Source organism: Massilia sp. CCM 8734 (assembly GCF_011682155.1).
Lineage (GTDB): Bacteria > Pseudomonadota > Gammaproteobacteria > Burkholderiales > Burkholderiaceae_D > Telluria_A > Telluria_A rubra.
On the sequence record NZ_WHJI01000002.1, the window covers coordinates 39,741 to 63,436 of the forward strand.

A 23,696-nucleotide genomic window follows, 5' to 3' on the forward strand; every position below is an offset into this window, starting at 1 on the left:
GATCGATCAGTCGATGGTCGCGGCGGTAATGAACAGGGCGTCGATGTCAGCGGGGGCCAGCTCCAGCACCTGCCGGATGCCTTCGACCAGCCAGTGGTCGCGGCGCACGTTCTGCGCATATTCGAGGTATGCGCGCGCCTGATCGCCATCAACGCCCGGCATCGCATCGACGAAAGCCTTCACGGCAGCCATGTGGCCAGCGGCGCCCAGCGCAAGGCGTGCGTTCAGCATCGGCACGGATACCGGCACAACCGGCACAGCGGCGGCGGCCCGGTCCGCATGGACCTGCGCGATTTCTTCGTCGGTCATCGGGCGGCTGAACGCGCCAATGTCTTTATCCCAACCGCAAACAATATATTCGTCCATCATGTCGCCTTCTTAAATCCGTAGACTTCAATACTGCCCTTAGCCAGAAACTTTGCAGCGCTACCGCTTACAAACAAGCGGAAACCACTGACGGCGCTGGAGCCAATATAAAAACCGGCAAGTGTTTGAATAAAAACGTTCCCACCCGCGCTCGAATTTACTTGAGATTCACCTTTCCACGCTTTGGTAGTGTTGGTCCCGTTTGCATTGAAAATTTCGATTACCCCACTCATGGATGCATTCTGAAGATAACCAAAACCATATCCAGAACTACCGAGGTTTGTAGCGGCAGGTGATGTATTGGTCGGGGTTACGAGTATTGAGTTGTATCTACTGTTTGCATCCACAACGCCAGCGACCGCAAACCGCAAGTTTATATTCTCACCGCCTGCCAAAGACCCCTCCATCGTCCGAATTATTACTTTGTAGTTGTCATAAGTAGAGCTGAACACATTTAGAAAATCCACCGTCAGCGCATTATCGACGGGCACAACTGACGCAAGCAATACCATAGCCGTATCGTCGAGCAATGCGAGCGGGCCACTTCTATTTGGCATTTGGTATTCGCGTATGGTGCCGGGGCTAATCAGATCAGCCTTGAATTTGCCTTGCTTCGTATTATCAGCAGCATTCTTTACCATCGGATTCGCATCCGAGAATGCCGCTGTGGTGCCGATGGTGGCCGCGCTGGCCGCCGCTGCCGCGCGATCCTGCCCGGTCTGCACGCGGTCGAGGCCGGTTTGCACGCGGTCCGCTGCGGTGGCAATCGCGTCGGCGTTGCTGGCGATTTCCTTTGCGTTGACGTTCGCTTCCAACGCGTTTGCTTGGACACGCCAAGCGTTGATTTCGGTTGGAAGCGCCATCTGTGCCAACACCGATGCGGCCGCCTTTTCGCTAAAGTTTTCCGGCGTGTCGGTGGCCGGGTTTGGCGCCGCCGGCAACGGGGTGATCACTTGCGTAATTGTCATATCAGTCCTCGTACTTCGATTGGTGCGGGCCGGCCGCTGATTGAGATTGGAACTTCCCACTGGCCGAGATAGCCATACGCGATCGTCATGGAATAGTCGGACGAGGCGATGAAGACCATTTCCACGTCGGTGTATTCGGTGAGCAGTCGGAACGCCTCGGACTCGAAGCCATCCGGGATCAACACATCGAAGTTCATGCGCTTCGCGTTCGCGCGCTTGACCATCGTCGTGTTCCCGAAGGTGTCGGTGGTGGTGGTGGAGTAGCTGAGCACCCCGGCCGTCAGCTCCCATTGCGTCAGCCCGATGGTCCGGGACTTGCCAACGAAGCAGCCGCCTATTGCCGCATCCAGCCCGGCGTTGTCGACCGTGACGGTAATGTCGGCCGCAGCGTATGGCGGAATGCCGTCGAAGACGACGTCACCGGACCGTATCGGCTCCTCGTAGTAAAAGTCGTACCAGGACAGCACCTCGTGCCGCACCAGGCTCTTCGTCACCGAATAGCCGCTTATCGTCTGCGACACGGTCGCCTGGGCGCCCTCGACGTTGAGCAGCGTGATCGTATTGACTAGGCCCGGCCGGATGACGACTGTGACGGAGTTCGGAGCGATGGTTTGTGAATTGATCGCCTTGTCGAACATATTCCACTTGTTGGTCGCGCTCCGACGAAGCCATTTGGTCGGGTTGCCCGCCAGAGGCTGGCCAAGGTTGCCCGCGATCTGCGACTCGTACAGCTCGTGAACGTCGCTCCCGATGTTCGACACGATCGCCCCCATGGGGTACGTCGCCCCGCCCGAGTACGGCGCGTACACCGTACCAAGCGGCTTCCACCAGGTCGGCGAACTCGCGGGCGCGTGACCCGTATTGCCCGCCTGAAGGGACTGGTAGACGAGCTGGGCCGTGCCGGCTGTGACGCCGATCTTTGCACCCAGGGCGTAAGCGGTGCCTGAGGCATACTCTGCCTCCATCGCCTCAGGCACGGTGCTGCTGAGCAGCCTCACATCTGTAATCGCAACCGGTCGGATCATGCGGAAATCCGCGCTCATGCTGTTTCCTTCGTGCGCATCGCATTATTCCCATCGGTTACAGTTTCAAAGGCGTCGGCCAGCCGCTTCGTGTTCGTGGCAGACTTGTTCAGCGGATCGAGTTGGAGATCAAGCGCAGACTTCAACAGAGCGACCGTCGCCGTAAGCCTGCGAACCTCTTCCAGCAGTTCCGGGCTACCGCCACTCAGCATCGAGCGCGCCTGTCCAGCGTTGAATATCCGCGCCGGCCCGGTCGCCTCAAGCTCTGGACCGTTCTCACCGACCAGGCGCAGCCCGCCGCCGAAGTCGCCGCCTGTGGCATAGCCGGGCACGCCATGGGACCGAAGGAATTCGGCCCATTTCCCGCTTTTCTTCGCCTCAAGCTCGGGCTGCGCGTTTTTGATGAAGTCGGCTTTCTCGGCACCATCGACTGTCTCGCCGTACGCCTTCTTCCAAAAATCGACGCCGGCCTTCTCGCCGTCTCGGCCGAGAACCTGCTGATACAGGCCTTCCACCGACAGCCCGCTCGGCGCCTGCTTGACACCCGTGATCGCGGCAGTGAATTCCTTGATCGCGTCGGCCAGGCTCTTCACGGAGGTATCAACGCCGGTAACAGCGTCGAGCTCCTTCTGTCCGGCCGCGATCATGGCGTCCAGTCGGGCCAGTTCGGCGGTATGGCTTTCGCTGAGAACTTTGATCTGCGCGTTTGAAGCTGCGTCAATCGTTTTGGAATTTGCTTCCAGCCCGTCGACGGTCAGTTGCCCAAAGTCGAGTTCCTTCTTGGCATTCGCCTGCAGCGCCTCGAGTGAGGCCTTGGCGCGATTCTGGTCCCGGGCGTAGTCCTCGAAGGTCGCGAACATCTCCTCCGAAGGCTTCGAGATCGCGTCGAGCGCATCCTCCAGGCCGGCGATATTGCCGGTGCCGCCACCACGGGTGAAGACCGCAGCCTGGGCCAGCAGCTCCTGGGCAGCACGCCGGCGCGCCGCATCCATCGCGGTCGACTGAATTTCCGTCGATTGGAGCGCAGAGGTAAGCTTGTCAAACACCGACTTCACGGCATCCGTCAGTTTCTTCGCCGCGTCAATCTGGCCTTTGTAACTGTCCGCGCCCGGCGCAGCATCCTTGATCGCTTTGACCTGGGCGTCGTACGCCTTCGTGAGCGCGTCCTTCTCAGCACCCACCGAATTTTTCAGCCCGGTGAGCGAGGTATTCGCGCCGCCTACAGCCAGAGCTGCCGCCGATGCTTGGTCCTGGAGGGCGTTGCGGTTTTTGATGAGCGCCGCCGTCGATGCTTCAAGGCCTACCAGTTCCTCCGCCCGGGATGCTGCGAGGGCGCCGGTCTTGTTCCCTGCGAGTTCCATCATCTGGATCTCGACACCGCGATTTTTAGTCGCCAGGGCTGCGGCCGTATTTGCATCCTCCAATGCATTGCGCCGCTTGACGAGCTCTGCGGTCGCCGCATCGAGGCCTTTGGCTTCGTCGGCGCGTGTTGCAGCTAAGGAGCGGACCTTGTCACCAGCCAATTCCATATTCTGGATTTCCAGCGCACGGTGCTTGTTGGCCAGATCGAGTTTGGTGACTTCGTCATAAACATCCCAGTTCGACTCGTCCACGCTGTTCCGCTTCTTGGTTGCCAGATCCTTCGGGTTCATCTTGAGCTCGTCGCGATGGTCGATCAGACCTTCGCGCTCGCTCAGCTTCTCGGCCGCCGTCTTTGTCTTGTCCAGCGATGGCACCACAGCAGCAAACGCAGTCTCCAGCGCCATCAGCCCGGTGAAGAGTTCAGCGCCCGCCGTGGTGGCCAGCTTGCCGCCTTGAGACAGGCCGAGCACCGCAGCCTTGAAATCATCGCGGGTCTTGATGCCGGTCTGGCCCAGGCGCGCCAACTCCTCGTTCACATACTTCTGCACCGGAGCCAAGCGTTCAGCCTCGGTCATGAAGTTGTCAGCGAAGCTACTCGCCTGCTCAGCGAATTTATCGATGCCTCCCGCCGCCGCGATCATATTCTCCCGCGCGCGCAGGCTGCTGGTACCCGTCGCGCCGAAGGTCAGGCCGATCGACGTGAGCGACTGGTCAAGCGTCGCGTAGTTCGATGCCAGGCGGACGACGGTCTCGGTGTAGCCCTCGCCTGCCTTGCGGAACCCGTCCATATCCGGAAGCACAGCTTCAGCCATGCCGTCCATCGTCCGCGACAGCACAGCGTTGAGCTCCGCAGTAAGATCATCCCCCTTCAGGCCCTTGAGCGAAATCTCTGTCACGTCGATGGTCAGCGCGTCGAGCGACTTCTTGACGTGGTCCGCCCCAACACCGAGCACCGTTGCGGCCTCCGAGAGAGCATTTTCGACGCCCTTGAACACGAGACCGAGCTGTGCCGACAGGTCTGAATTAAGCGCTGCGGTCTCAACGCTGTTGGTAACTTTCTTGCTCGCGCCGAAAAAGCTCGTTTTCTTCGTGTCGACGCTCGCGTACTGGTTGTACCCCTTACCGTCCTGGAGCCCGCGAACGCTGCCGCCAAACTGAATGCCGGCATCAACGATAGTCTTGGTGGTCTTGCCCCACAGATTCGACAGCATTTTCCCAAGCGGATCGATCGACGACGCGAACAGGCCGCCCGTCAGCAAGCTAGGGATGTTCAGGATGCCAGTTCCGGACTGGCGCCCATCGCGACCCGTAGTGATCCCCATGTTCGAGCCATCGGTCAAGCCCGGCGTGCGAATGATCTGATTCGTAAGGCCTGACATTGCGGTCTGGATCGCGCGCAGTGCGGTGAGCATGCCGCGGTTAATCGGGACAAGCGCGCCAGAATTCTCCTCCAGCATTGCCAGCGACCGGGTGATAGATTCCGACTTCGCATCGGCATCGCCAAACACGCTGCCGGTACCCTGCTTTTTCTGCACCTCGGCTGCGCTCTTGCCGCCGGCGCTGCCTCCTGAGGTAAGAGCGACGCCCAAGCCGACCACAACAGCCGCCATTGCGGCCATGCGTGCAAAGGCCGTGTACGGATCGCCACTACCTTGCGTCAGAACTGCATTGACGCCCTTCACCACGCTCAGCGCGACCTCGGCCGCACGCATCACGCCGGCCGCAGCCGTCATAGCTTGGTAGCCGCGCGAGCCTTCACTGAAGAAAGTCTGCGCCGCCTCGGTCATGTCGCCGTAGCTTTTGAGCTGCGCCTGGGCGCCAGCCAAGTGCGCGCGATCGATCGCTTGGATTTTCTCTGGATCGTCGTCGCGCTTTGCTTTCGCTAATGCGAGTTCTTTCTCAGCGCGAAGCTGGCCAGCCATGCCGGTCGAATACGCCTTGAACATCGCGCCAATGGCTTTACCGCCCTTGCCAAATGCGTTCGACAGACTGTCGGCGATGCTGTTGCCAGCGCGCTCCCAATCCTGAATCGCGCGGTCGGCCGCTTTCTTCTGGTACTGGTCCGCGTCTTTTTGCTCAAGACCCAGGGCGATTCGCTCACGCTTCGCACGCAGGTCTTCCAAGTACTTCAGGATTGCCGGGGCTTGGGCCAACTCCTCGGCAGTGGCACCGCCCAAGGCCTGCTCGGCCATCAGCTGTTGCTGCGATGCGATCGCCAAATTCAAACTCGCAATTTCCTTCCGTTCGATAGCGGCTCGCGATGTTTCATACCCGAGGTTTGATGCCTCCAGCTTTTCAGCCTCCCGATCCAGATTCGAAAGAAACGCGTTCGTCGCATTGTCGGAATCGGATGCAATGCTCTTCACGCGCAGGCGCTCGGCATTGTCAAGCTCAGCCTTGGCATCCGCGTTCGAAGCCAGTTGGGCTGCTCGCTTTGCCCCGATTGCGTTTAACTCTTTTGCGTTTTTAGCCGCCTCCGCTGCCGTCGCATTGTGGTAGCCGCCGAGTGCCGCAATCTGCTTGTCGAAGGCAGCGATCTGCGCGGCAGCCATGTCGTCCGCATTCTTTCGCTTGCGGTCGAAGAACTCGCCGTCGCTCATTTCGCCGGCCTTGTGGTTCATCTCGTCCATGCGCTGCATGTGGGCGAGGTGATCCTTCGTGAAGGCCGCCTCCGCTTCGAACTGTGCCTTCTTGTCGGCCAGCACGGTGCTCGCGACCTTGTCGACCTTTTCGGCCTTGGGCTTCGGCTCCCGACCTTCAGTATCGCGAAAGGTGGGCGTGCCTTCGTAGGTTTCCCGGTACAACTCCCCGACTTTCTTACGTGCCAATGCCTGCGCAGCAGCGCCCTCAGTCGACGCTTTCAGCAAGATAGCGGCCGATGCTTTCGCATAGGTGGCATCAACCTTTAGATTCTCGTCGGCTTCCGCCTTACGTTTTGCTGTGACTGCAGCATTGCGCACTTCCTGCGCCTTCGCGAACCGGTCAAACTTGCCGCTCAGGTCAAGTTGCTGCGCCTCGTAGTCGGCATTTTCTTGGGCAAGTGCAGCCTGACGCTGTGATTCGATTCGCCGGCGAGCGGCGATCTGACCAGGTAGATCCCAGAAGCTCAGGCCAGTATCAGCCTTGCTTGCCTTGCCATCGAATTCGGTGTTGATATGGTCGCGCTCGGTCTTGTGGTCCGCCCAAGTTTTGACTTTCTGCATGGCCGTGTATGCATTCGACACGGTGTTGGCCAGCGAAACGAATATCCCGGACAGGCTGCGACCCCATTCGTGAAGCTGGCCGTTTTTCGAAAGCTCTGTGACCTCGCTGTTCGCATCCTTGAATCCTTTCGTCACGGCCATGACTGTTACGGTCAACACGTCAAGGCCAACCTCTCCCAGTGTCGTTTTCAGATCCATTACATAACGTTGCATGGACGTAATCTGCTTACTTGCCGTGTCCATGGCTGCCGTATAGGTGCCATGGATATCGGTTAGCCGTTCGATCACAGCTCCGGTACGAGCCTGGACACGTTCGTTCTCCGTCAGTTCTTTAGTCGTCTTACCTAACTGTTCCGCCATCTCCCGGTAGGCACTTTGAAAATTCACATTGATACCGATGTTACGGAGGATCAGCACGTTACCCCGAGCGATACCATTCACCATGCGATCAAACGCTTCCGAGGAATTGATGTGTCCAATTACGGCGGCATCTTGTGCGCCACGCGCCAACTGAGTGGCATATTTCAGATCCACGTGCGCCTGCACCAATTTCACGGCAGACTCGCGTGACTCGACCATGGTGATACCCTGCGCCGCGATCGCCTGGGTCGCTGTCATCATCTGGGTCTTCGTGTAGCCAGCGTTCCGACCAACCACTTCCATGACTACGCCCAGTGTCTCGTACCGGGCCGCGAGCATGGCCGAGTCCTTGACGTACTCCGCCACTTTTAAGGCGGCATATCCCTTCGCAAGCAGTTCCAAGGAGTTATGCAGTGTGATCCCTGCCTGAGCCTGCTGCCCCTTTGCAGCCGCAGCGGCCTTGCTTGCCTCGGTTGCTGCTTTCGTAGCATCCTCGAACTGCTTCATCTTGGCGATGAGGTCCTGAGTCTGCGTGGTCACCCCGAGCTCGGCCGCCTGGTAGGCAAGCAGCTGCGTGCGGCTCATGCCCAGCACGGCGACCTGGTCGCGCAGCTTTTCGATGAACAACTGCTGCCCCAAAGTCATCCGGTCTGTCGACTGGCCCAGAGCGGCATTCGCCTGGGCGGTCTGGCGCGCCTGCTCGGCCTGGTACGCCAGGATCTTGGCCGTGTCGTTCATCTGGCCATTGCTGACCGCAGCGCGCTGGCCTGTGCGCTGAGTGGACTCGCCAAGCGAATCCATGCTCTTGGCAGCTTCGGTGCCGCGGCGCCACACGTTCGCGCTGGACGTGGTCATGCCGTCAACCGCCTTCGTGGCGCCGGCGACCTTGGTTTCCACCCGGACGCTGGCCTCGCCCATTGCATCCATGGCCTTAGCACCCTCGACCATCGGGGCGGTGTTGACGACAATTCCCAGTTCAACGAGGTCGGCCATTTAGTCTTCTTTCTTGTGGTGGTGATACAGGAACAGGTCGTCCAAGCGGTCAATCACGTCTTGCTCAAACGGGTCCATCTGGACCTGGTGCCGAACCTGCCAAGCCAGAATCTCCTGGCTCGACAGCGGATTGACGTCCATGCCGTTTTGGCGCCGCTTGTTCAAGCGCGTGAACCAAGTCCAGATGTATTCGAGCTCGATCGGCAACTGCGGTACCGGTGGCGCGGCTGCCGCCTTGAAGAGCGGGTGGGCGCGCGCGGCGTCGAGGTGATCGCCTTTTGCGCTACCGTCCGCCGCCTTCTTTAGTCGGCCGAACTGGTGGCCGGCGTAGTCGAGGAGGCTTGCGACGAGAGTTTCAAAAAATTGGCGTCCTCGTCCATCGCGTAGGACACGCGGTCCTGCCAAGTTGGGTATTTGTCGAATGCGGCTTTGGCCAAGGCCTTGTTGAACGGTGCTGGCGCGCCGGCGCTGGTGAAGCCATACCAGCCGACGGTGACGGCGATGGCCAGGCGCTTGTTGTTGTCGTCGATCAGGCCCACGACCTTTTCGGCACCTTCGATCTTGCTTTCATCGATCGCGGTACGACGGTTTGCGGACCGCTGCCGACCTTCGGCGCGGATCTTGGCCCACTCTTCGCGGTGCTCGTCGCTGTTCTTGCCGACGATGATGAAGCCGTGGGTAGGTTCGCCGTCGTCGTCGAACAGGACTGGCACCTTGAAGGTTACTTGCTCGGCCGGGGCGGTGAAGTTCGAGATATCGAAGCCGACCGATGCGATGGTTTGAGCGGTGTTCAGTGCGGTGTTTTGTGCGGTAGTCATGATTTTTTGCCTTCTGTTTTGGGAATAAAAAAGGCTGGCGTTTCTTAGGCGCCAGCCGAAGCACAGGGCACGCAGCCCTGATCGATTGCCCGGCACGAGGCCGGGCGAGTTGGTTACAGCGTGGAGTCGGAGATCGCCAGCGTGGTGCCTTCGTGCTGCGCGTCGGCGCCGACGTAGCGGAGGATGTCAAAAGCACACGTAATAATCTTGTTCGTCTCGCCGTCGGAGACCTTCGCCGATGTGATCTTGATGCGGCCCATCGCCAGGGTCAGGACGTTGGCCAGCGGCGAACTGTCGGAGGCCATTCCGTAGGCAACGGACACTTCGGTCTCGGCCTTGAAATAGTCGATATAGACCGAGTCCTGCATGAGAACCGTGAACTGGCCGGTGCCCATCACCTTGCCGCGCGAGGCGGCGGTGGCGTACTTGTTGCCGATGACGGGATCGATCTTCACCTGGCCGTCGATCGACAGTGACATGCCTGTGCAGATCTGGCTTGGGATGCCGTTGACGGACAGCAGCGCGGTGGCGCCGGAAAACTTGCCGTTCGTTGGCGCGGCCGCCGGGGTGGTGAAATACGCCGCCGGCGTCGTCGGGCCTTCCAGCTTGCCCATGAACGAAATATCGCAGCTGGTCATGCCGTTCGGCTGCACCGCCATGTCCATCTTGCTGACCATAAGGTCGATGAACGTGCGGTTGACCGAAATCGTTGGGTCTTGCACTTCGACGGTGAACCAGTCCTTCGTGTGCCCGGTCAGCGGGGTGAAGGTGCGCTTGCCTGGTGCGGTCACAGTGACACTGTCGCCGGCTGCCTTGACGGTCATCGCCGATCCGTCCATGAACTGGCCGGTCAGCACCAAGGCAGTGACACCGGTGACGAAGAAGTTTTTCGCGTTGTTCGCCGCGCCGGTGGTGGCGAAGCCGGTGATGCGCACGACGGTGCCGGCGCGATGGCCGTCCGTCAGCCAAGAGCCAGCCGAGCGGGCCAGGCCGCCCGCGCCCGAGGATACGGTGATCTGCGCGGTGGTGACGCCGCCGGCGGTGAAGTCGCGGCGCAGTAGCGCGGCCATCAGCAGCGAATAGGTGCCGCAAGAGGCTTCGCCCTTGATGTCGCCCGTGACGCGGAAGTTGCCCAGGCGGGTGTCGGTCATTTGCTGGCTCGGATCGATTTCGTTCGAACTGTACTTGTCGGCGTCGGTATCGAAGGTGCCGGTAACGCGCGGGTAGAAGCGCCCGTTGGCGGCCAGGGCCTTGATACCCTCTGCCGACTGCTTGCCGATGACGAGCAGGGTGTCAATGCCGTTTGCTGTGGTGCTCATGGGGGATTGCCTTTCTTTGGTCGAAAAAAAGACCGCCGAGGCGATCTGTGTGGGTGGTGCGCTTTACAGGTTGCAGAACCAGCGGACTTTCACGGGCAAAAACCACCTGCCGTTGTCTTCGCGGCCGCCGCCAATCTCTGGCGTGCGCTCGATCTGCACCGTGATGCCGTCCTTCGTGAAGCTGGCGCCGCGGTGGAAAAGCGCCCGGATCAGTTCGGCGCGCGCGCCGGCTGGCGCCGACCCCTGCCCCTGGCCTGTTGGGTATTGCAGGTTAATCTGGATGATGCCGCTCTCTTGCCGCGACGCGTCGCCCATGGCCCAGTTGTTAGGCTCGGCGGGCAGCAGGTAGACCGCTTGGTACGGCTGCCCGGTCACCGGCGTGTAACCAAAGCCTTGGTATGCGGTGTCGATCGGTGGCGCGATGCTGGCCAGCGCCGTTTCCAGCGCGGCCCGAATTTTTATCTGGCTCATGAGTAGGTAGAGAATCCCTGTGAGAAGTCCTGGGCGCTGGTACCGGCGCGGATCCCGTTGACCGCATCGTCAACAATGGTCCTGAACTCGACCACGGTCAGCGCGACCAGCCCGACGGGCGCCTGGCGGGACCAGCCCTCCTCGATGCGCTTGGCGTACGGGAGGTTGTTCACGAGGAAAAATGTCTGGCCGGCTTTGGCAGTGCCGATCGTGCCGGCGTGCGCGGCCAATGTCGCGCTGCCGGTCTTGTCCACCAAATCAACAGGCCCGGAAGCAGGCGAACCGATAGAAAGTTGCCAATTTCCACGAAAACGGCCTCCGCTATAACCCTTCGGCGGCGGGTGCTGCCAGTACGACCCGTCACCGACCGGCGAACGCTGGACCAGTCGGCCGTCGATCTTCATCAGGATCGCGCGCACGGCCAGGTCCTGATTCGCCTTGGTCTTCGCAATGAACGCCGCGATCTGGAGCGAGAAGGATTTTCCCGTCATCACACGCCTCGCAGCTGGAGCGTGAACAGCACCGGGATACTGGTCGGCTCAACCGTGTCGACCGCAGCGATGGTGAACAACGCGGCGCCGATCAGCACCAGGTCGGCGGTGTTCGGCGCTGGCATCGGCGCGCCGTCGCGCCGTAGCGGCGAAAGCAGCAACTGCTGGTCGCCTTTCAGGATCAGCGTGCCGTCGATGTCCTCGGCGCTATAGGCGATCTTTACACCGGTACCGGGGAAATCTGCGGTTCCGGCCGGAGTCCCGGTGCCGGTGCCAGTGTCGTAGGTGCCAGGCACTGTCCGGCGCAGCACCACGGTGCCGCCCTTCCGGCGCAGCGACTGGTCGGCGCGTGCGGCGGTCTTGGCGTAGTCCGTCATCCCCGTACCAACCTGATCGAGTTCGAGCCGCCGGCCGTGCCGAAATACGGAGTCAGCAGGGTATCGACGGCGGTGAAGCGCTCGCGCGCGTCCACTGTGTTCTGGAAGTACTCGTCTTCCAGCGGCCCGACCTTGGTACGCTTGAGGACGTTCGACCCGGTGTCGAGGTCCGGCATCAGGTCTTCGCCATTGCCAGAGCGGACGGACAGGTCGATGCAAGCGGCGACAACTTCAGCGGGCACAATCGTGCTTGCGATCAGGAATTTGTCGACCATGACGTCGTAGCGCGGCCAGTCCAGCGCTTGGTGCCGGTACACGCGGCGGCCGGCCCAGCGCGTGCGATAGGCGGCCATAAAAATCGTCGCCTTCCGCAGCGCGATCTCTTTGGCGGCCTCGGCCAGCGCCGCCCATGAGGCGACGCCCAGGCTCGAGCACCGCGCATCCGCCGCCGCCACACTGGCGTACGACTCGGCGCCGGCCAGGCCGCTACCGTCTTCAACGATCAATGCCATTTCGCTTTCCCTCTATGTCTGGGTTCGTAGTGCCGCCGCGATCAAGCAAGCGGCCACCACGTTATGGGTAGATAGGCCCGGCGCACTTCTCGAAGCTGAACCTGCGAAAGCCAACTTTCCCGCCGCCGCCACCAGTACGCGCACCGACGCGGATACGCATCGTGAAAAGTGTGTATCCGGGCAGCACCTTTTGCGGCTCACTGCGGAGCGGCATTGGCGGCATATCAGAACCAAACCCGGCCAAGTCGCGTCCCGCCTGGATGAGATAAGACGATTGAATGTTCGATCCGCTTGTGGCTTGCGCTTGAAGAATTGCCAAGCCTGTGCCGGTTGTGCCGAAAATCCGCTTGTCCAGCGAAATCTGGAAATAGTCGCCCACTACGAAATTGGGCGGCAATGTAAATTGCTGGAACAGCTCGTGATAGTCGCCGGCTGTCGAGCCGGTCACGTCCACGCACCACCAGTCGAGGCCGCCGTCCGTTGCAGGTTCAAAGGTCGGCGTGCATGTCTGCGTTGCGCCAGAGCGCGACAATGTGTAGCTGTCGGGCACGGTCCCAGTGATTCCATGCGCCGCCGCACCTCCGGCACCGTAGCCCCCAGCGGTGCCGCGCAAAGCGGGGTTGAGGTTGAGAGTGCCGACCTTCAACTCCGAGTCCCAAGTAGCAACAGTATTGTTGCGCACCTGCTCTTTCGGGTAGTCCTGCAGTAGCGCTGCTACGAGCGGAATGGAAGCCGTGTAGGCACCAAGCGGCATCCAGTGCAAGTTATCCGCAGGGTTGTACATGCCAGCACGACCGCCCGGATTACTAAGTGGTGTCGGCCCGCCCAGCGCTATCGCATTTGCGCTCACCAACTTGTCGAATGCGCTAACAAAACGCACGTTCCGCAGCGTGCGGCAATATGCACGGATCGATTCGGACACCCGGCCCAGCCATTGGTTCACAGCAACCGTGGCGGATGGGTTCGGCGCCGTTTCGTTGACGTAGACCCGGCGCGCTTTTGCCCGCGCGAGGTCGATGATTGCTATCAGGTTTGCTATTGTTACTTTTGCCGCGGTGGCGTCCCCTGGGGCGTCGTTGACACCTGCGAGGATGCAAACGGCTTCCACGTCGGTGGCCAGCGCTTGCGGGGTGTATTTCAGAATGTCGGCGGTGGTCGCGCCTGTGATCCCGAACGCTTGGTAATCGGTAAAAGTCTCGCCAAGTGCGCCAGCTACCCAAGGCACGTACCCGATGAAGTTATAGTCGGAGATGGTGGCCAGCCCAGCAGTTGTGACCGTGCTGCTTTTATTGATCGGCGCCGCCGTGGCTCCACGAATGGCAACCAGCACGCCTGAATTTGGAAACGAGCCGCTTGGCAGATACTTCCAGCCGCCTTCGGATACATCGACCCACGGGCCGGGAACAGGGTCGCCGGTGTAGGTCCAGCGCACGCGGTTGGCGGCGTCCGTTTCCACCGTCCCGCCCAGCGTTCCGGCGCGGCCGTCCACCATGCAGTAGACCAGCCACGCACCGTTGCCCATATTGGCTGGCGTGGTGATCGTGCTGCTGCCGTACCACGGGCGGCCGTCGAAAATGCCGGGTGCGCGCCCAGGTGCGCCGCCGTAAGTCAGCGAATCACCGATGAAGACCATGCGCTGACGTGGACCGGACAGTGGTAAGGGCACTTGACTGCCGTCGAGCAGACTCAAGCCTTTGAGCTTGCCCTTTGAGTCGTATGCATACTGCGGGCCGCTCAGGACGGCCAGATCCACCGTGATCGTCACTTCGCCGGCAGCGCAAGTTACAAGATATCTTTGGGTTCCTGTCAATGGCCCGATCGGCACGCCTGACCCAGCGCCGATCGCCCAGGACTGGACCGCGTTCGTCCCGCCCAAGACTGGATCGAGCCGATATGCCACCCCGACAGTTCCGACGGAACCCGAAAAGGCGACAATTTGGTCCTGCTGTACAGAGACTGTCTGCTGCTGGCCGGCGCTGATAGTGGGCATGGGTAACCTTGTATGGACGTAAAAAAACCCGCGCGCGGCGGGCTGATGCAGAGAGGGACGGTATTACTCGGGCTTGCTGGTCTTGCCCTTGGCAGGCGCTGTTTCGGCCAGCTTGGTAGCTTCGACGCGCAGGCGCAGCGCTTCGGCTTCTTGGGCTGCGGCCTGGGCATCGAGGTCAGCTCGCATTTTCTGGATCTGGGCCAACTGGTCTGCGACATTGCGCGCATCGGCGGCGGCGCGACGTTCCAGCTCTTCGTGCGCGGCCAGCAACTCGTCCTTGGTCGGGACGCGCTCGGCCAGCGCGGCGCGGTCGTTGTCGGCGCCGTACAGCTCGTGCATCTGCGGGTTGAAGTCAGTGCGGTTGATGATGACGAACGCGCCTTGGCTGCGCGGGTCGGTCGATTTGATTTTGAATGTCATGGTGATCCCAGGTGACACCCGGCGCCGACTAGGCGGCCGGGCCGGTGGATAACGTCGGTGCTTACGCGCCGATCAAAACGCCGATATGGCGCGGTGCTACGGCCTTGACGCCCCAGGCCAGATTGACCTCGTAACGAACCTGGCGCTTCTGCTTGTAGATGCAGAACTCGTAGGTCAGGCCCGAAATCGGATCGGTCACCATCATCACGTCGTCGGCCGAATCGCCTTCGTCGGGCATAGCTGGCGCACGGGTGGCCAGCTGGATCGCCGAGCGGTGGAAGAACATATTGCGGGTGGTGGCTGCGATGACGGTGATCGCGGTGGCGCCGACGATTGCCTTGCGCAGGCCCGGCTCGGCGAGCACGATGGCGCCGCCATTGGAAGTGTCGCTGTCGCCGACTGCCACCATGTACTTGTTCTCAGCATCGCCCGCGAAGGTCACGATATCGCCGGCGAGAACAGTGCCGGTACCGGCCGCTGCCAGGGTGATGACCGTTGCCCCTGCCGCGTAGCCGGCGGCGTTGGTGGTCGCGCCCGCGCCAGTGCCAGCTGTGACCAGCGAACGGATCTGTCCGGAGTTGTGGATGTCCCAGCCTTCCACCTGGCCGATGATGCCGCGACGCAGCAGGTCGTCGCTGTTCGCTTCGTTCGCCTTGAACAGTCCCGACTGCTTACCGCGGATGTTCGAGATCGCCGAAGAGCCCAGGACCATCTGGCGGTCGGTGAGCGGCGCGCCGTTGTCATCCAGAATGCGGAGCGAGTTCGAGAAGTCGGTGAAGTCGGCAGCAGTGCCGAACGGCGTCACGTTGAAAGTGCCGTACGCACGCGATGCAGCGATGTGCAGCGCGGTCAGATCGGCCTCGACTTCGTTACCGAGGGTGCGCAGCGCTTGGGTGATGCGCTGTGCGTTGATGTTGCCCAGCGTGCCGGCGTTGTTCAGGCCCTTGGCTTCTTCGCCGGTGATGCCGAACGGCACCGAGCGCGCCTTCTGGATCGTCATGTCGACGAAGTTGATGGTCTGGTTCGGGGTATCGGCAGCGTAGGCGCCCGGAGTCAGGTCTTCAGCCACCATAGGGCCGACCGACGGCGAGCGCACGGTCTCGTTGATCGCAGCGCGTTCGGCGCTGGAATCGCGGGATACTGCGGGGATCATGCCGATCTGTTCGCGCGAGATCACTTCCATCGCGTTGTAGATGGTCGGCAGGAGACCGGTCAGGGTAAGAGTGCCCATGTGTTATTTCTTTCAGAGTGGAAAAATTGGTGTACTGCCTGCCGACCAGAACGGTTGATCAGGCGACTGTGCCGCCGTCCTTGATGTAGGACGCACGTTCTTGGGGGGCCAGTTGCTCAAACTGAGCGCGTGGAATTTGCTTCTTGCCTGCGCTACCGCCGCCCGGCTGGGCGCCGCCCCCGGACGCGCCGGATGCCTTGATGATCTGGTCCTTGAATGGGCAAGCGCGTACCAAGGCTTCCAGGCCTTCGTCGAAGTCGGCCACTTCACCAGGGCGGTTAGGCGAATAGATCTTGTTGCCGCTGGCGTCGTACGGGACCATCTTGCCGTCCTCGACCTTGAAGTTCGAACCGAAGTACGCTTTTGCCATTTCAGGCGGAATGACCAGGCGGCTTGGATGCTTGTCGTCGGTCAGCAGCTTCGAGCTGGCGAAGCCGCCACCGATCATGTGAGCATTCAGCTCACCGGTGCGCTTCTCCAGTTGGGCGGCCAGTTCCTGCTCGCGCGTGGCGCTTGCCTTGGCAGCAGCAGCGACCTGCTCCTGCGCGGTGCGGGCGGCGGCTTCCTTGATTTCCGCGACCTGGGCAGCAGTCTTAAGCTGGCCCACGTCGAGGTTGCGAACGGTTTCCAGTGCGGTGCGTGCAGCTTCAGGATCGTCCAATCCTTCGAACGCCTTGATCTTGCCTTCAGCTTCGGTGAAGCGGCGCTTGTAGTCCGTGTTCTCACCGGTCAGCTGACCGATCTTGGCGAATGCCTGGGCGCCGTCAAAGACGATCTCGCGGCCGTCGTCGTGCACGTACACTGGTTTGCCATCGCGCAGCACTGCGCCGCCCTTGTCATCGAGGAGGAGTTTCATGTTGAACTTTCTGTTCAGGAGGTTGTGGGCTTGCTGCCCGAAATGGCCGGCGCTCGGCTTGCTGCTCTGCGCGCGGCAATGAAAAAGGCCGCCAAGTTGCCCGGGCGGCCTCGTGAAATTATTGCCCGGCGTTCCGGGTCAGGGGTATAGCGTGCGCAGCCGTGCAGCGCGCTCGATGTCGAAGGGATGCGCCGACATCTTGTCGAGCGCGGATGCGAGCGCCTGGGCGTGGCCACCGCGCGCGGCGTAGTCGTCGGCCTCAAACTCCAGCCGCCGGCGGCGTGCGGCGCTGATCGAGACGAAGCAGCAGGTCAGCGCCAGGTTGCTCCAGATGTGCATGTGGCGCCGGTGCCCGCGCTCGTGCTCAAGCACCGCAGCGACCTCCGCCGGCGTGAGCACTTGGCCCAGCCAGGCCGGAATCACGATCCGAAAACCGTTGAAGCATGGCTGGTTCGGGCGGACGAGTAGCGCAGCCAAGATCAAGGCGGCCAAATTGGCGCCCGCCCAGGCTGCCCACAGGGCGACGAGAACTGTCAATGCATGGATCATTCAAATACTCCGGACGTAAAAAAAGCCCGCCGGAGCGAGCTTGCTTTTCTGTCATTTAAGTACCCATCGATATCGTCGCATGCGCTCGGGATCCGTCAGCACATTCTGGCGATGCTGCTCGGCCGCTGTCATCTCCAGCAACCTGTTCGGAATCCATGTGCCGTCCATGCCAAACGAGCCCCACAGCACCTTGAGTTTGATCATTGTTACGCTTCCCTGTTGGTCAGCACGAAGTGCGCCGGCGTCTCGCCATACGCCGCCAGGTCGACGGCTGTCACCGGCTGCCCGTCAGGCAGCGCGACCAGCGCGCCGCCCATGCCAGTCGCGGAAATCTTGGCCAGCTTGGCCGCCAGGTCGTCGACGGTCATGGGCTTGGGTGGCGCCGGCGGCGCGGTCGGCACAGGCGACTTCAGCAGGGAGTTAGGATCGAAGGTCATGCGGCGATTCTACCCTACTGCGAATACATCTCCTTGAGGGCCGACAGCTTCAGCGGCCGGCCTGACATGTTGACCAGGTCGCGCGGCGCTAGCTTCCCCTCGCGGAACAGCGCAGCGCGGCCCGGCCCCAGCACCTCGTTCTGGTAGTCGGCGCCCTTCATGGTCAGGTAGTCGGCGAACGTCGTCTTGGCCGATATCGGCCCGCTCGACGATGCGCGCGTGCCCGGCTCCGGCTCGTCCAGGTCGATGCCCATCTCACGGAAGGTTTTCATCACCGCGATCTCGGTTGATCTGCAATTGTGAGTTACAATGCCATTTGCAGAGTACCACCCGCCCACCGTTTCGAGGTTATAGACATGCCCGCTAAATTGCCTGACGTTCACAGAAATAACATCATCGAGAAATACAGCGCCGGCGCCGCCATCAAGGATATTACGACCGAGTTCGGCGTCAGCAATGTCACCGTCTTCAATATTCTGAAGCGCGCCAACATCCCCCTGCGTGGCAAGGTCGGGGCGACATTGCCCGCCAGCGATATTGTCACAGCCTTCACCGATGGCGCCACCCCTGGAGAACTTGCTACCAAGTACCTCGTTGACAATAAGGTCATCACGACTATTCTTCGCAAGGCCGGCATCACCGAGTCTCGATCCAAGCTTCAGAGCGCTGTTGTTCGCGATCTCGTCGCCACCGGCGCTACTGACGCCGACGTGGTTCAAGTTTTCCAGTCCGGCATTGGCGTGCAAGGCATCCACGACAAGCTTGGGATTTCGATCCGTGTTGTCACCGAAATCCTGCAACGCAACGGTGTTGATACACGAGACCGCAGCGCCCAACAATCGGCCCGGATGGCTCGAACCTCGCCCGCCGATCGCATCGCGCTCGCCGCAGCAGCGAACGCTTCCTTGAGGGGCGTCCCCGCAAAGCAATCCCGGTTGATCGCCGGCGCCGCCACTTACGAGAGGCGAGGTAATCGCCGTCGTTCCGTCTACGAAGACGCCCTGGCCGCAATGTTGTTGCAGCGCGGGGTTGACACGGTCCCGCAAAAAGCTTTCGGTCCATATAACAGCGATCTTGCTGCCGCCCCCGTCGCCGTGGAAGTCTTCGGTGGAAAGTGGCACTGGTACGGGATGCACCTTGCGCGCTGCGAAAAACGAACCAAATTCATCCTCAATGCGGGTTGGAATGTTTTGATGGTCGCCGTTACCGATTCCTTTCCACTCACTCCCGCCGTCGCAGACTACGTTGCTGCCTACATTAATGAGGCGCGCCGCAACCCATCCGCCGCTCGTGAGTATCGGGTGATTTGGGGTGCTGGTGAGTTCTCTACCGCTGGCGGTGCGGATGACAATAACTTCTCCATCAAACCACCTTTTACTAACGCCCGTGATGCCACTTCGGGGCAATACAAGCGCATCTCCAGGTAAGCAGTTGAAGTGCCGTGGCACGCCGCCGTTGTAGGGTAAATCGTTCTCGCCCATCGGCTCGTAGTCCAGATCCCACTGCGCGCCGCTGTAGGCAATGCACATCAGGCTGGTGTGGCCGTCCAGCGTCGAAACCTGCTCGATGCCGGTCATCAAGTCCGAGTTCATCTCGAACGTTGCGCGGCGCGCCTCGGCGGCGACGGTGGCCATGCTGGTCTGCACGATCGACAGGGCATTCTTGCGCGCCATCGGCATGACGCCCGGGATTTCGTCGGTACCGATCACGCGCGCCACGATCTGCGCGTTCGTCTCGCCTTGGGCGGCACCGATGCGGATCTGGGTCGCCAGCTTGAACGCCGTGTCCTGCTCCTGGCGCAGCCACCATGCCCGCGCCGGCGAGCCCTGCACTAGGGTGTCGCTGACCAGCGTGCGCAGGTAGTTCTCGGTCGGCATGCCCACACCCAGGCGGGCTTCGATGACGGTTGACAGCGCAGAGCGTACGCCCAGGGCCTCGACCTCTGCAACTGCGCCCAGGTCAACCACCAGCTGGGCGCGGCCGTAGTAATCGGCGATCAGCTCGTTCGATTCGCGCAGAAGCGCATTCTTGCCTGCCTTGCCCAGCTCGGACAGCGCCGGCGCATTGGCCAGCACGCCCACTACATCCTTCTGCAGCAGGATCAGCAGCGCGAGCACCTTGGCCTTGACTTCGGCCTCGGCCCGCAGCATCAGGACGTTGTGCTCGATGAGCAGGTCCATCAGCCACTGCTCGAGCGCGCTCATGCTGGCGGTACCGGTTCAGGCTCAGGCTTGGTGCCAGGCGGTGGGCCAGGCTTCGGCGGCGTCTTCGGCATCGGGACGTCGAACGTCGGCGGCTCGTCGCTCGCGCGGTCACTCTCGATGCGCTTCTTCTCGGCCTCCCAGTCGACGTCAGCCGACCGGATGCCGCGGCGCTGGAATTCTTCGTGCAGCGACTCGTTCGACATCTTGCCGGCTACGGTCGCCTTGAACAACAGGTCGGCGCTGACCTCGTCAAGGGTCGCGGCGCCAAAATCCTTGAAGATCGTGACCGTGCCGCCCTTCGGCTCGACAATCCAGTCGGCCATGAACTGCAAGGCCTGCTCGATGCATTTGTCGAGGTCGTTGGCGATGCGCTGGAGCGCGCACATGTTACCCTCGCCCTCGGAAGCGGTTTGCGTCGCCGTGATCTTGCCTGGCCGGATAACCATCATCTCGGCGCCGGACTGGCGCATCTGCTCTTCGAGCGTGTTCAGCTCGTCGCGGCCGATCTTGACCGCCTCGGCCGATCCTTGGACCACCTTGGCGTCAGCACCCGTCGGAAGCTTCACAGCTGCGTTTGAGCTGATCGTCAGTGGATCGCTGTTGTCGAGTCCGATGAGGACGAGCATGCGCTTGCGGGCAAACCGGACGCTATCGTCCTGGTCACTCGATTCGCGCCAGTGTTTGCTGTTCTGCTCGGCCAGGGCCATCAGCGGCGGCTTCGAGCACATGAATCCTTTGCGCTTCCCGTAGGATGCGACAAAAGGGATGCGTGGGAGCGAGCCCCCCTCTTCGTGCAGGGCCCATTCGTCACGCGTCGCCATCACCTTCGACTTGCGCCAGGTCTGCCATTTTCCGCGATAAAGAACGCGCACTTGAGGAACGGTCGTCTGGGTGAATTCGTCGGTCTTCTCCTTCGCGGACTCCAGCAGGCGCAGCTGCGTGAATTCCTCGACGCCGTTGATGACCTCCGATTCCCAGCCCAGCACGTTTTGCGGATGGATGTGGACGAAGTAGGGGCGCACGCCAGCGGCCTTTTCGTCGGCCTTGGTCTTGAGTCCGACCGCCTTGGGGAAGTCGACCAGAATCCCAGAGAACCCATGCGATATCGTTTCCTCGCAAATGCTCGCCGCGAAGGTGTGCAGACTGTTGCCCTGCAGGTCGATGTTGTCCTGCCACGCAGCGATACGCGCTGGCACGTCAGCACCCAGATCCAGCTTCTTCGAGAATGGCTTGCCCGCCAAGACTTCAACCGTCCGCTCGAAAGCTGGGTAAAGCACAGCATTGGCCAGGCGGTATTTCCAGTCTTCCTCGTCTTCGTTTGGCTGCTTTGGCATGTAGGTGGCGCCGGCGGCCCGCATTGCTACGGTGCCGCCCAGCAGCGCGTCGATCAGCAGGGAATTCGCGTTCAGCGCCGCAGCTTCGTCTGATTGTTTGCGTACAGCGCTCATGATTTCCTTTATTTCTACCAGCGCAGAGGGCCTGCGGTGGCGATTCGCTTCACGATCGGGTACCGCTTCACGAGGAAGTAGCCGTTCGCGTCATTGGGGTGGTCGTGCCCGGATTTCTTATCCGGCGTGCCATCAGCTCCCCATACCTGCTGTTCCAACGCCTCGGTGGTCGTCGGGCACAGGTCGGTGTTGATCTTCCACTGGCGCTCACCCTGGGCGTTCAGGATCATCGCGTTGTAAGCGTTGACCCGATCCCGCACCGCTGGGTTGGCGCCGTTGACCTCGATCTGAAAGCCCGCCGTGCGCAGAATCGAAAGGTCCGACTCGCTGGCGTTCTTGCTGCTGGTGTTCTGCCCGGACGCATCTGGGAAAATCTTGATCTGGTGGCCTTTGTCCTTGAAGTCTTCCTTCAAAATCTTGGCCATCGCCGGCGTGTCGCGCACCTGGACGCGCTCGGCAAGCGTCATCGGCAGGCCGTCGCGCACCACGTTGATGCAGGCAGTCATGTTCTGGACGTTGAAGTCCAGGCCGATCTGTAGCGGCTCGCCAGGCAGGATGATCGCGTCCGTGTGGTTCAGCCGTCGGTCAAAGTCGGCATACACGCTCCCGCTGGTCAAGTTGGTGAACTTGCCGCGCAGGTATGCGTCAATCAGTGCCGGCGGATACGAGGCGAACAGCGATGGAATATAGTCGTCCGGCAGGTTCAACTCGTTGTCGAACGTGCTTGCCTGAATCAACCCGTACAGGCCGGCCAGCGCCGGCTTATCCCGGATCGCCTTCACGAACTGCTGGTAGACGAACTTGAAACCCTCCGGCGTCGTCGTAACGTCGATACCGTTCAGCAGTCCCGGCACCTTGTATCGCATTCGGGCGATGATCTTGCGCCAGGCCATCTCGGCTTTTTTCAACGGCATGACGTCCAGCTCGTCGATCAGCGAGTGGCCGATCTTGAACCCGACGATTGTCTCCGGCTTCTCCATCGAGCGGCAGATTACGGTGCCGCGATAGCGTCGGCCCTCGTACACCTCGACCTCGTGGTCGGCAATCTTTACCTTGATGCGCAGACCCATCGCAAAGGCCACCTCCTCCATCGTGGGATAGAAGATGTCGCGAATCTGCGGGTAGGTCGGCGCGAAGTAGCCTTGGTTGATGCCAGGCCATTGCCAAAAGTGAGCGCAGATGCCTGCACAGCCCACGTATGTCTTGCCCGAGCCGAAGCCGGCGACGTACGCTTTGAACTTGTGGGGGAGCTGGAGGAAAGCGGCTTGCGGAACGTTCAGGTCAAGCTGGATTGTCGTCATAGCGCTTGGCGTCTTTCACGCCGAACGTGATGGCAACCGGTGTCGGCTTATCGTCGTCCGGCTTCACGTCCTTGGTGGCCTTCATCAGCTCCATGCCGATCTCGGCGGCGCCATTCGCCATCTTGGTCAGCACGGCGATGTCGCCCAGTGCAATCCGACTCTTATCATCCAACGGCCCGGCGTCGTCGATCTCTTCAACCTTGGCGTGCGCGATGCCAGCCAACCTGTGCGCGGTGGCAGCGCCGTATCGTGCGGCGCCAGCCAGGTGCATCGAGATTTGCTTGAGCTCGTCGGCCAAAGTGCGCGCACTAATCTGCGCACCAATCGGCAGCGCACCAAAAGCTGTCTCTGCTGCAACCAATTGATTTGCAACGTCTTTTATTTGTTTCGTCTGCGCACCAAAGCGTTTTCTGATCGCTGCTTCGGATACCCCGTGTTCACGGGCGAGCACCCGTCCCGCCTCCCCCTTTAGGAGCCGCTGACCGATCTCCGCCCACTGCTTCTCCGTAAGCGATGATTTGCGGCCCATTCTTGCCCTCTGTTAATATTGTTGACTACGGGCCGATTGGAACGACAACAGCGGAGGAACGGATGAAATATTTGGTATCGCTACAGCAGACAGGAATGCCCCTTGGATTCACTTACACGTTCTCTGGTGCGGAGCGCGACGTGTTGCTCTCCGCGAAACTCGACGAAGATATCCAGCTCGACGACGGCACTGCAATGCTGGACAAGTACGGCGACATGAACTTCTCGCTTCGTTCGCCTGGCGGCAACCAAAGTTCCGAGGTCGACTACGAAGAACTCTGCTGGCAATTGAAAAATCCAGGCAGCGTAGTGCTTTATGCGCTCCGTCCTGACAAATAGAATCTCCGCCCGCCCCATACCAAAACCACGGTAGGCTCAGTACTAACGTCGAATAGATACCGAGATTGCTTGCTTGAAAATCGACTGAATTGTCCCCACATACACTATCGCTTAGTAGAGCTATAACTTCA

General features: G+C 61.0%; 23 protein-coding genes. 1 reads left to right on the forward strand and 22 read right to left on the reverse strand.

The features are described from left to right. Positions 1–6: 6 nt before the first annotated feature. The 22 genes from F2P46_RS02150 to F2P46_RS02255 all read right to left on the reverse strand — a co-directional run bounded on the left by F2P46_RS02150 (position 7) and on the right by F2P46_RS02255 (position 23,227). Positions 7–369 carry a hypothetical protein gene (locus F2P46_RS02150; protein WP_166884810.1) on the reverse strand — a complete coding sequence of 121 codons (363 nt, stop codon included), beginning with the start codon at positions 367–369 and terminating at the stop codon, positions 7–9. Next, positions 366–1,334, reverse strand: coding sequence for a hypothetical protein (locus tag F2P46_RS02155; protein ID WP_166884812.1), 969 nt, complete (start codon positions 1,332–1,334; stop codon positions 366–368). Before F2P46_RS02155 ends, F2P46_RS02150 begins: the two co-directional genes overlap by 4 nt. Further along, entirely contained in the window at positions 1,331–2,377 is a 1,047-nt protein-coding gene (locus F2P46_RS02160) for a hypothetical protein (RefSeq protein ID WP_166884814.1), read from the reverse strand. The genes F2P46_RS02155 and F2P46_RS02160 overlap by 4 nt, the downstream gene beginning before the upstream one ends. Next, positions 2,374–8,274 carry a hypothetical protein gene (locus tag F2P46_RS02165; RefSeq protein WP_166884816.1) on the reverse strand — a complete coding sequence of 1,967 codons (5,901 nt, stop codon included), beginning with the start codon at positions 8,272–8,274 and terminating at the stop codon, positions 2,374–2,376. Before F2P46_RS02165 ends, F2P46_RS02160 begins: the two co-directional genes overlap by 4 nt. Further along, complete coding sequence (locus tag F2P46_RS02170) at positions 8,275–8,481, reverse strand: hypothetical protein (protein WP_166884818.1); 207 nt, start codon at positions 8,479–8,481, stop codon at positions 8,275–8,277. Between the two features lie 95 nt (positions 8,482–8,576). Next, positions 8,577–9,092, reverse strand: coding sequence for a hypothetical protein (locus F2P46_RS02175; protein WP_166884819.1), 516 nt, complete (start codon positions 9,090–9,092; stop codon positions 8,577–8,579). 113 nt (positions 9,093–9,205) lie between these two features. Continuing rightward, a complete protein-coding gene (locus F2P46_RS02180; protein WP_166884821.1) occupies positions 9,206–10,411 on the reverse strand; it encodes a phage tail tube protein in 1,206 nt (401 codons plus the stop codon). Between the two features lie 63 nt (positions 10,412–10,474). Beyond that, positions 10,475–10,882, reverse strand: a complete 408-nt coding sequence (locus F2P46_RS02185) for a phage tail terminator-like protein (RefSeq protein ID WP_166884823.1) — start codon at positions 10,880–10,882, stop codon at positions 10,475–10,477. Then, positions 10,879–11,373, reverse strand: a complete 495-nt coding sequence (locus tag F2P46_RS02190; RefSeq protein ID WP_166884825.1) for a hypothetical protein — start codon at positions 11,371–11,373, stop codon at positions 10,879–10,881. The genes F2P46_RS02185 and F2P46_RS02190 overlap by 4 nt, the downstream gene beginning before the upstream one ends. Continuing rightward, positions 11,373–11,750 (reverse strand): hypothetical protein, encoded by a 378-nt coding sequence (locus tag F2P46_RS02195; RefSeq protein WP_166884827.1) that lies wholly within the window; start codon positions 11,748–11,750, stop codon positions 11,373–11,375. The genes F2P46_RS02190 and F2P46_RS02195 overlap by 1 nt, the downstream gene beginning before the upstream one ends. Continuing rightward, entirely contained in the window at positions 11,747–12,262 is a 516-nt protein-coding gene (locus F2P46_RS02200) for a DnaT-like ssDNA-binding protein (protein WP_166884829.1), read from the reverse strand. The genes F2P46_RS02195 and F2P46_RS02200 overlap by 4 nt, the downstream gene beginning before the upstream one ends. Before the next feature lie 61 nt (positions 12,263–12,323). Beyond that, on the reverse strand, positions 12,324–14,252 hold the full coding sequence (locus tag F2P46_RS02205; RefSeq protein ID WP_166884831.1) for an SGNH/GDSL hydrolase family protein: 1,929 nt from the start codon (positions 14,250–14,252) through the stop codon (positions 12,324–12,326). 63 nt (positions 14,253–14,315) lie between these two features. After that, entirely contained in the window at positions 14,316–14,672 is a 357-nt protein-coding gene (locus F2P46_RS02210) for a hypothetical protein (protein ID WP_166884833.1), read from the reverse strand. Between the two features lie 61 nt (positions 14,673–14,733). Then, a complete protein-coding gene (locus tag F2P46_RS02215; RefSeq protein WP_166884834.1) occupies positions 14,734–15,903 on the reverse strand; it encodes a P22 phage major capsid protein family protein in 1,170 nt (389 codons plus the stop codon). Positions 15,904–15,961: 58 nt separating this feature from the next. Further along, a complete protein-coding gene (locus F2P46_RS02220; protein ID WP_166884836.1) occupies positions 15,962–16,759 on the reverse strand; it encodes a DUF6651 domain-containing protein in 798 nt (265 codons plus the stop codon). 138 nt (positions 16,760–16,897) lie between these two features. Continuing rightward, positions 16,898–17,308, reverse strand: coding sequence for a M48 family metalloprotease (locus F2P46_RS02225; protein ID WP_166884838.1), 411 nt, complete (start codon positions 17,306–17,308; stop codon positions 16,898–16,900). A gap of 51 nt (positions 17,309–17,359) precedes the next feature. Then, a complete protein-coding gene (locus F2P46_RS02230; RefSeq protein WP_166884840.1) occupies positions 17,360–17,512 on the reverse strand; it encodes a hypothetical protein in 153 nt (50 codons plus the stop codon). Positions 17,513–17,514: 2 nt separating this feature from the next. Then, the gene (locus F2P46_RS02235; RefSeq protein ID WP_166884841.1) at positions 17,515–17,745 is read right to left on the reverse strand and encodes a hypothetical protein; all 231 of its coding nucleotides are present in this window, start codon (positions 17,743–17,745) and stop codon (positions 17,515–17,517) included. Positions 17,746–17,759: 14 nt separating this feature from the next. After that, on the reverse strand, positions 17,760–19,949 hold the full coding sequence (locus tag F2P46_RS02240; RefSeq protein WP_166884843.1) for a Hint domain-containing protein: 2,190 nt from the start codon (positions 19,947–19,949) through the stop codon (positions 17,760–17,762). Then, positions 19,946–21,397 (reverse strand): DUF4055 domain-containing protein, encoded by a 1,452-nt coding sequence (locus tag F2P46_RS02245; RefSeq protein WP_166884845.1) that lies wholly within the window; start codon positions 21,395–21,397, stop codon positions 19,946–19,948. Before F2P46_RS02245 ends, F2P46_RS02240 begins: the two co-directional genes overlap by 4 nt. 14 nt (positions 21,398–21,411) lie before the next feature. Continuing rightward, entirely contained in the window at positions 21,412–22,698 is a 1,287-nt protein-coding gene (locus F2P46_RS02250) for a terminase family protein (RefSeq protein WP_166884847.1), read from the reverse strand. Beyond that, a complete protein-coding gene (locus F2P46_RS02255; protein ID WP_166884849.1) occupies positions 22,679–23,227 on the reverse strand; it encodes a Hin recombinase in 549 nt (182 codons plus the stop codon). Before F2P46_RS02255 ends, F2P46_RS02250 begins: the two co-directional genes overlap by 20 nt. A 62-nt stretch (positions 23,228–23,289) precedes the next feature. Between F2P46_RS02255 and F2P46_RS02260 the strand changes: the two genes are divergently transcribed. Continuing rightward, positions 23,290–23,565 (forward strand): hypothetical protein, encoded by a 276-nt coding sequence (locus F2P46_RS02260; RefSeq protein ID WP_166884851.1) that lies wholly within the window; start codon positions 23,290–23,292, stop codon positions 23,563–23,565. Positions 23,566–23,696 lie beyond the last annotated feature (131 nt).

Coding starts and splice junctions, on each gene's coding strand:
- F2P46_RS02150 (WP_166884810.1), bottom strand. CDS start 369: ATGATGGACGAATATATTGTTTGCGGTTGGGATAAAGACATTGGCGCG.
- F2P46_RS02155 (WP_166884812.1), bottom strand. CDS start 1,334: ATGACAATTACGCAAGTGATCACCCCGTTGCCGGCGGCGCCAAACCCG.
- F2P46_RS02160 (WP_166884814.1), bottom strand. CDS start 2,377: ATGAGCGCGGATTTCCGCATGATCCGACCGGTTGCGATTACAGATGTG.
- F2P46_RS02165 (WP_166884816.1), bottom strand. CDS start 8,274: ATGGCCGACCTCGTTGAACTGGGAATTGTCGTCAACACCGCCCCGATG.
- F2P46_RS02175 (WP_166884819.1), bottom strand. CDS start 9,092: ATGACTACCGCACAAAACACCGCACTGAACACCGCTCAAACCATCGCA.
- F2P46_RS02180 (WP_166884821.1), bottom strand. CDS start 10,411: ATGAGCACCACAGCAAACGGCATTGACACCCTGCTCGTCATCGGCAAG.
- F2P46_RS02185 (WP_166884823.1), bottom strand. CDS start 10,882: ATGAGCCAGATAAAAATTCGGGCCGCGCTGGAAACGGCGCTGGCCAGC.
- F2P46_RS02190 (WP_166884825.1), bottom strand. CDS start 11,373: ATGACGGGAAAATCCTTCTCGCTCCAGATCGCGGCGTTCATTGCGAAG.
- F2P46_RS02195 (WP_166884827.1), bottom strand. CDS start 11,750: ATGACGGACTACGCCAAGACCGCCGCACGCGCCGACCAGTCGCTGCGC.
- F2P46_RS02200 (WP_166884829.1), bottom strand. CDS start 12,262: ATGGCATTGATCGTTGAAGACGGTAGCGGCCTGGCCGGCGCCGAGTCG.
- F2P46_RS02205 (WP_166884831.1), bottom strand. CDS start 14,252: ATGCCCACTATCAGCGCCGGCCAGCAGCAGACAGTCTCTGTACAGCAG.
- F2P46_RS02210 (WP_166884833.1), bottom strand. CDS start 14,672: ATGACATTCAAAATCAAATCGACCGACCCGCGCAGCCAAGGCGCGTTC.
- F2P46_RS02215 (WP_166884834.1), bottom strand. CDS start 15,903: ATGGGCACTCTTACCCTGACCGGTCTCCTGCCGACCATCTACAACGCG.
- F2P46_RS02220 (WP_166884836.1), bottom strand. CDS start 16,759: ATGAAACTCCTCCTCGATGACAAGGGCGGCGCAGTGCTGCGCGATGGC.
- F2P46_RS02225 (WP_166884838.1), bottom strand. CDS start 17,308: ATGATCCATGCATTGACAGTTCTCGTCGCCCTGTGGGCAGCCTGGGCG.
- F2P46_RS02230 (WP_166884840.1), bottom strand. CDS start 17,512: ATGATCAAACTCAAGGTGCTGTGGGGCTCGTTTGGCATGGACGGCACA.
- F2P46_RS02235 (WP_166884841.1), bottom strand. CDS start 17,745: ATGACCTTCGATCCTAACTCCCTGCTGAAGTCGCCTGTGCCGACCGCG.
- F2P46_RS02240 (WP_166884843.1), bottom strand. CDS start 19,949: ATGAGCGCGCTCGAGCAGTGGCTGATGGACCTGCTCATCGAGCACAAC.
- F2P46_RS02245 (WP_166884845.1), bottom strand. CDS start 21,397: ATGAGCGCTGTACGCAAACAATCAGACGAAGCTGCGGCGCTGAACGCG.
- F2P46_RS02250 (WP_166884847.1), bottom strand. CDS start 22,698: ATGACGACAATCCAGCTTGACCTGAACGTTCCGCAAGCCGCTTTCCTC.
- F2P46_RS02255 (WP_166884849.1), bottom strand. CDS start 23,227: ATGGGCCGCAAATCATCGCTTACGGAGAAGCAGTGGGCGGAGATCGGT.
- F2P46_RS02260 (WP_166884851.1), top strand. CDS start 23,290: ATGAAATATTTGGTATCGCTACAGCAGACAGGAATGCCCCTTGGATTC.